The following is a 6,077-nucleotide window of genomic DNA, read 5'->3' on the forward strand; positions in this document are numbered from 1 at the left end:
TGAACCCCGTCACAGCCACCGGAGCCCGCTGTCTCTACTGTCCACTCATTCCCGCAACCCAAAGGAGAGGGAACCATGAAGTGGATGATGAGTGTGATGACCGCTGTGATGATGTTCGTGTCCGTCGGTGCGGCGCATGCGGCGGATGCGCCTTCCTGTGACGCGAAGACGAGCCCCATCGCCAACCAGCAGGATGCCGACAAGCGTTGTCCGTCCATTTGTACCCAGGCCGGCTACGACAAGTGGAACGGCCAGTGGACGAACACGCCGCCCTCGGGCGCCGGTCCCGTCTGCGGCTGCGTCGTCAAGCCGAGCGACTCCAAGACGACCCCCATCGCCAACCAGTCGGACGCGGACAAGCGCTGCCCGTCCGTCTGCAAGGCGGCCAATGGCCTGTGGAACGGGCAGTGGACGAACACGCCGCCCTCGCGTGTCGGCCCCGTCTGCGGTTGCTACCAGATGAAGGCCGCGGACGTGAAGACGACCCCCCTCTCCAACCAGCAGGACGCGGACAAGCGCTGCCCGAGCGTCTGCTCCGGCGCCAAGGCCACCTGGAACGGGCAGTGGACGAACACGCCGCCCTCGGGCGCCGGTCCCGTCTGCGGCTGCCTCACGCCCGCCTGCGGCTGAGCCCGCGCCTGCTCGAGAGTAGCCATCAGGAAGGGGGCGGCTTCCCATCGCGGAGGCTGCCCCCTCTTCTCGCGGACATGGACTTCAACACCCCCCTCCAGGCATCGTCCGCCACCCAGACCGAGGTGGCCAGGATATGCCGGGACGTAACGTATGGGGGTGGCAATGGCGTGCACTGCTCGCGGTGGTGCTATGCGCCAGCGCGGCCCACGCGACGTGGGGGGGCCCAGGCCTCGTCGCCCCCTCGACGCCCGCCGTTTTGAGTCCGGTCAATGGCGCGCTGATCAACAATTCCTCGCCCCCGTTTTCCGGCACCGCCGAGCCCGGCAACACGATCACCGTCTTCATCGACGGAAGCCCCGTAGGCACCACGACCTCTGATGCCGCGGGCAACTGGACGCTCACACCGTCCGCCCTGCCCGACGGGTCCCACTCCGTGAGAGCCACGGCCACGAACGGGCTCGGAGAAACCAGCCCGGATTCGAACACCAACACCTTCGTCATCGACACCACGCCTCCCGCGAAGCCCGTGGTGAACACCCCCGCCAACGGGAGCCTGTTGGTGACGGCCCGGCCCGTGGTGACCGGCACCGCCGAGCCCGGCACCACGGTCACCGTCATCCTCGACGGAAGCTTCGTGGGCACCGTGACCGCCGATGCCTCGGGCAACTGGAGCTTCTCACCGACGACAGACCTGCCCGATGGCAGCCATGCAGTGAGTGCCAGGGCCAGGGATGCCAGCGGCAACGTCAGCCCGGATTCGAACACCAACGCCTTCACCATCGACACCACGCTGCCGGACACCTTCATCCTCTCGGCGCCTCCCGCCAGCACCTCCGCGACGAGCGCGACGTTCGACTTCGAGTCCACCGAGCCGGGCTTCTTCGAGTGCCGCCTGGATGGTGCGTCCTTCGTCTCTTGCTCGGACCCGGTGACCTTCACGGACCTGTCCGAGGGCCTCCACACGTTGGAGGTGCGGGCCAGGGACACCGCGGGCAACGTGGACGCCACTCCCGCCGTCTACACCTGGCGCATCGGGCCCGACCCGGTGCTCCCCGGCCCCACCATCACCACGCCGGCCCATGGCTCCGTCATCTCCGACACGTCGCCCACCTACTCCGGCACGGCGGGCCCGGGGCTCGACGTCCTCGTGAAGCGCGAGGACGGCTCGGAGCTCTGCCGCACCACGGCCGACCCCACCGGCGCATGGTCCTGCGTGGAGCCCACCACGCTCGCCGATGGGCCCCACACCGTCGTCGCGGTGTCCTCCAATGCCTCGGGCCCGGTGGGTGACCCCGCGAGCACCACCTTCACCGTGACCACTCCCGTGACGGAGGATGACCCGTCGAGCTACCTCTACGTCTACGGCCGGGGCTGCAGCAGCTCGGGCGGCTCGCCCCTGCCCTGGTTGATGGCACTGCTGCTCGCCGTGCCCCTCATGCGCTCGAGGCGCACGCGCTCCACGGCTCGCGAGAGCACCGTGGCCACCGGACTCCTGGCCCTGGCGATGCTCGCCGCTCCGGCGGCGCGGGCGCAGTCCATCGACCCGTCCCTGCTGTCCCAGTCCATCGACGTGCAGCGCTACAAGCCCGGCCCCGGGGCCATGGACCTGCTCGGCGTGCATGGCGCTCAGCTGGGCCGCGATGGCTGGCACCTGGGCGCCTCGCTCGGCTACGCCAACGACACGCTGGGCTTCTTCGACTCGCGCCAGAACGGCTTCGTCTACGAGGTGGTCGCCACCCAGATGACGCTCGACCTGATGGGCTCCGTGTCCTTCTGCGAGCGCTTCGAGCTGGGCATGGCCCTGCCACTCACCTATCAGGCCTCGGAGCGGGGCGTCGCCTCGCCTCCGGCCTTCGCCGAGGGAGTCACGGGCGCGGGACTGGGGGATTTGCGGATGGTGCCCAAGGTCCGCCTCGTCTCCGCGGGCGGGCTGCACCTGGGCGTCGCCATCCCCGTGCTGCTTCCCACCGCCGGGGGCAAGGCCTTCCGCGGGGGCACGGGCGTGGCCGTGCAGCCCCAACTCCTGGGCGAGTGGGCCTCGAGCGGCGGCCTGCGCCTGGTGGCCAACGTGGGCATCCACGTGCGCGGCGAGGAGCGGCTGCTCACCCTGCGCACCGGCACCGAGTGGCTGTACGCGCTCGGAGCCCAGGTGCCCGTCGGCGAGCGGCTCGCCGTGCAGGCGCAGCTCGCGGGCGCGCTCGGGTTGCGGGAGCGGGATGCCGAGGAGCGGCCCCTGGAGCTGCTCGGCGCGGTGCGCTACCGCGTGAGTGACGGGCTGCGGGCCCACGTGGGCGGCGGCCCCGGCCTGACGCGCGGCTACGGCACCCCGGGCTTCCGCGTCTTCGCCGGACTCGACTGGACTCCGCCCGAGCCCTCGGCCCGCTGAGCGCGCCGCGCCCGCGGCCTCCAGGAGCACAGCAGGGGCAGGAGGAATCCCAGCGCGCTCATCGCGCTCCCCTGCCCCTCCGCGCTGGAGCAACTGCCTCCGGACAGGCGCAGCCGCCCGTAGGCGTTCGTTGAAATCGCCGCCTGGTTGTCCTCGGGCACGAGCTCGAATCCGCCCCCCGTCGCGCTCGCGCGGATCTCGAATGGCTCGAGCGGAGAAGGCGGCAGGGTGAAGTCCACCTCGACGACGGTGCTCGCTCCCGCGTCGAGCCCGGGCAGGGTGCACGTGACGGTGCTGCCCGAGGGGCCGCAGGAGAGCCCGCCACTGTTGACGGCACTGCCGGACAGGTACTCGGGCAGCGCGATGGACACCGTCACGTCCTCCGCGGCTTCCGGGCCGGAGTTGAAGACTGTCACGTACACCGGCACGGAGAGGTAATCGGGCTCGAGACGCGGCCCCACGTCCAGGGAGACCCGCAGGTCGACCCCGAGCGCGGACGACGGAGGGTCCGCCGCGAACCCGGGAAGCACGGGAGCCATGACCAGGGCCAATGCACACAGCCCCATCCTCGAATGCCGAGACACCAGGCGTTGCATGGAATGAACCTTTCTCGATGAAGCTTTACGGGTGCGCACCGCTGGAGGGGGCCGGAGGCGGCTCGATGATCACGATGTCGACACGCCGGTTGGCGGCGCGCCCCTGCTCCGTGTCATTGCCCGCGACCGGCCGGCTCTGTCCGTAGCCGGCGAACTCCATGCGCTCCGGCTCCACGCCATGGGTCTGCAGCCAGCGCATCACGCTCCGGGCGCGCCGCACGGACAGCGTCTGATTGGCCGCCGCCGAGCCCTGATTGTCGGTGTGCCCCTCGATGCGGATCTTCTTGATCCACGGGCTCGCCCGCAGGGCGTCGGTCATCGCTTGCAACACGGGGAAGCTCTCCTCGAGGACCGTGTCCGTATTGAGACCAAAGACAATCGGCTTGCGGATGAGCAGCCTGTCTCCCTTCACCTCCACGAGGCCGGGGCAGCCATTCCTGCCCTGCTCCAGGGCGGGAGCGCCGGGCTCGTCGGGGCAGGCATCCAGGGAGTCGGGGACGGTGTCCTGATCCCCATCACTCGCGGGACAACCCAGATGCTCGGGGTCGGGGAACTGGCCCCAGGGTGTCTCCGGGCATTGGTCCACGGAGTCGAGCACGGTGTCCTGGTCCGCATCACTCGCGGGACAACCCAGACGCAGGCTTCCGGGAGAGGCCTCCTGGGGTGAATCCGAGCAGGGCTCCGCCGAGAGTTGGGGCGCCGTGGTATGGGCCGTCACGAGGGCCGGAACGGGAGCCTGGAGGCCACCGCTCGGGGGCACCTGGCTCGCCCGCGGGTTCGAGCCCTGGCCCTTCCAGACCGGGTTATAGGACACGCGCAGCAACAGGCGCAGATCCGGAGTACCGGGCCGCCGCAGCAGACCCGCTCCGGCGGACAGGTCCACCTGCAGCACCTGCGAGGGTTTGAAATGCAACCCGATCAACGCCTCCAGGCTCGTGTAGAAGGGCTTGAAAGCGTAATCCCGCGGAATCAGCAGGGTGGAGAGTTGCACCTCCGGGCCGACCGCGAAGCCACGCTCCTTGTCGGTGTAACTCACATGCGTGCCGACCCGTAGCTCCGAGCCCTCCACGCTGCCATCGATGGCGGGCAGGGTGTTCTGGGGCGCCTCGGGGCGGAAGAGGAAGGAGCCCGCGAGCGACCATTGGATGTGTTGGCGATGACCCGCGAGCACCAGCATGGGCCGAGCGCGGAACTCCTGGTCACCCGCCCCGGCCTCCGGGCGCGAGAGGAACCTGCTCAACGGCACCCACAGGTAGCCGCCGAGGCTGACGGAGAGCGGGCTCTCGTCGGGACGGCCATACAGACGCACCATCATCCCCAGGCGTGGGTCACCCACGTTCGAGCTCCGGAGCAGGCCGACGTCCCCGAGTGAGTCGGGCTCGGACGCGCTCCGGGCGGCCGCGGAGGCCATCAGCGAGTACCTCGAGGTGGACGGCACCGAGGGATCTCGCGAGGAATCACCCCGCTCCGCCAGCGCGATGGGCAGGGTGAGTGAGAAGGTGGTGCAATCACAGAAGCGGGCGGACAGATCGATGTGGCCCAGCAACTGGTGCTCGATGAGGACGCGGAGTGTCTGGAATTCCCCCGCCTCGTTCTCCACGCCGAGCACCAGCGGCCTGTGGGCGTAGTTGAGACTGAAGCCGACGGAGAACTCATCGGTGCCGTAGCGGGGCACGTCCACCATGATGGAGGACTCGCCCACCGGCGTCGGCTCATACCGGTTGAGAGGAAGGGCCTGCGCCAGCGGTGCCGGGGAGGCAGCGCCCGCGACCCACGCACCGAGGAGAACGATTGTAAGGGCAATGACGCGCAAGACCGGCCTCTTCCCAACGGCGCGTGAACAAACATTCACAGACATAAACCCCAACATACAGTCAGACATCAACCCAAACCGCCGGACTCGCTGCTGCTGCAACGACTCAGACCCGGCAAGGAAGGACACCGGCTGATGGGCGGGTGTCCTTCCCTGTCAGGCGGGGAAGCCCTACTCCGACTTCCTACGGCCGAATCCGACGAGGGCAGCCAGACTCGCCATCAGCATCCAGCTGGCCGAGGACGCGGGCACGGTGGAGCAACCCATGCCAGCCCCCTCGATCCGGCCCACCGCGCCCGGCCCACCGCAGACCTCGTGCGTGGCCCGGCCCGAGCGGCACACGTTCGCGGGCTCGGCATCGGCCGACACGGTGGACCCATCCGCCAGGCCGCACCGGCCGTCCGCATCCGCCACTCCGCTGCGGCACGCCTGCTCCGCGACCAGACTGTCGGGCACGGCCGTCCCATTGACCAGTCCGCATCGGCCATCCATGTCCGCCACTCCGACGCGGCACACCTCCACCGCAGCCGCGTCGTTGGGCAGCGCCGTCCCATACACCAGACCGCACCGGCCGTCCAGCTCGGCCACACCGCCGCGGCACACCACCTCGGCGCTCGTGCCCGTGGGCAACGCCGTCCCATTGACCAGA

Annotated in this window: 5 protein-coding genes; 2 read left to right on the forward strand and 3 right to left on the reverse strand. The window is 69.7% G+C overall.

What is annotated here, in order from left to right; all coding sequences use genetic code 11:
- Positions 1 to 75 precede the first annotated feature (75 nt).
- Both ACJ8AN_RS24005 and ACJ8AN_RS24010 read left to right on the forward strand, forming a co-directional pair.
- The gene (locus tag ACJ8AN_RS24005) at positions 76 to 630 is read left to right on the forward strand and encodes a mannan-binding protein (protein WP_407757771.1); all 555 of its coding nucleotides are present in this window, start codon (positions 76 to 78) and stop codon (positions 628 to 630) included.
- Positions 631 to 889: 259 nt separating this feature from the next.
- Positions 890 to 3,019, forward strand: a complete 2,130-nt coding sequence (locus ACJ8AN_RS24010) for an Ig-like domain-containing protein (protein ID WP_407757772.1) — start codon at positions 890 to 892, stop codon at positions 3,017 to 3,019.
- On the opposite strand, the gene ACJ8AN_RS24015 is transcribed toward ACJ8AN_RS24010, so the two are convergent.
- The 3 genes from ACJ8AN_RS24015 to ACJ8AN_RS24025 form a co-directional block, all read right to left on the reverse strand.
- Positions 2,950 to 3,558, reverse strand: a complete 609-nt coding sequence (locus ACJ8AN_RS24015; RefSeq protein ID WP_407757773.1) for a hypothetical protein — start codon at positions 3,556 to 3,558, stop codon at positions 2,950 to 2,952. The genes ACJ8AN_RS24010 and ACJ8AN_RS24015 overlap by 70 nt on opposite strands.
- Positions 3,559 to 3,640: 82 nt before the next feature.
- Positions 3,641 to 5,317 (reverse strand): OmpA family protein, encoded by a 1,677-nt coding sequence (locus ACJ8AN_RS24020; protein WP_407757774.1) that lies wholly within the window; start codon positions 5,315 to 5,317, stop codon positions 3,641 to 3,643.
- 282 nt (positions 5,318 to 5,599) lie between these two features.
- Positions 5,600 to 6,077 (reverse strand): MYXO-CTERM sorting domain-containing protein (locus tag ACJ8AN_RS24025; RefSeq protein WP_407757775.1); only part of this gene is annotated, 478 nt, incomplete at its 5' end.

The sequence above is a fragment of the Archangium sp. genome, assembly GCF_045802675.1.
In the GTDB taxonomy this organism is placed as follows: domain Bacteria; phylum Myxococcota; class Myxococcia; order Myxococcales; family Myxococcaceae; genus Archangium.

Bases quoted from the DNA above. Each gene is read 5' to 3' on its own strand.
- ACJ8AN_RS24005 (WP_407757771.1), top strand. From the start codon at position 76: ATGAAGTGGATGATGAGTGTGATGACCGCTGTGATGATGTTCGTGTCC.
- ACJ8AN_RS24015 (WP_407757773.1), bottom strand. From the start codon at position 3,558: ATGGCTCCCGTGCTTCCCGGGTTCGCGGCGGACCCTCCGTCGTCCGCG.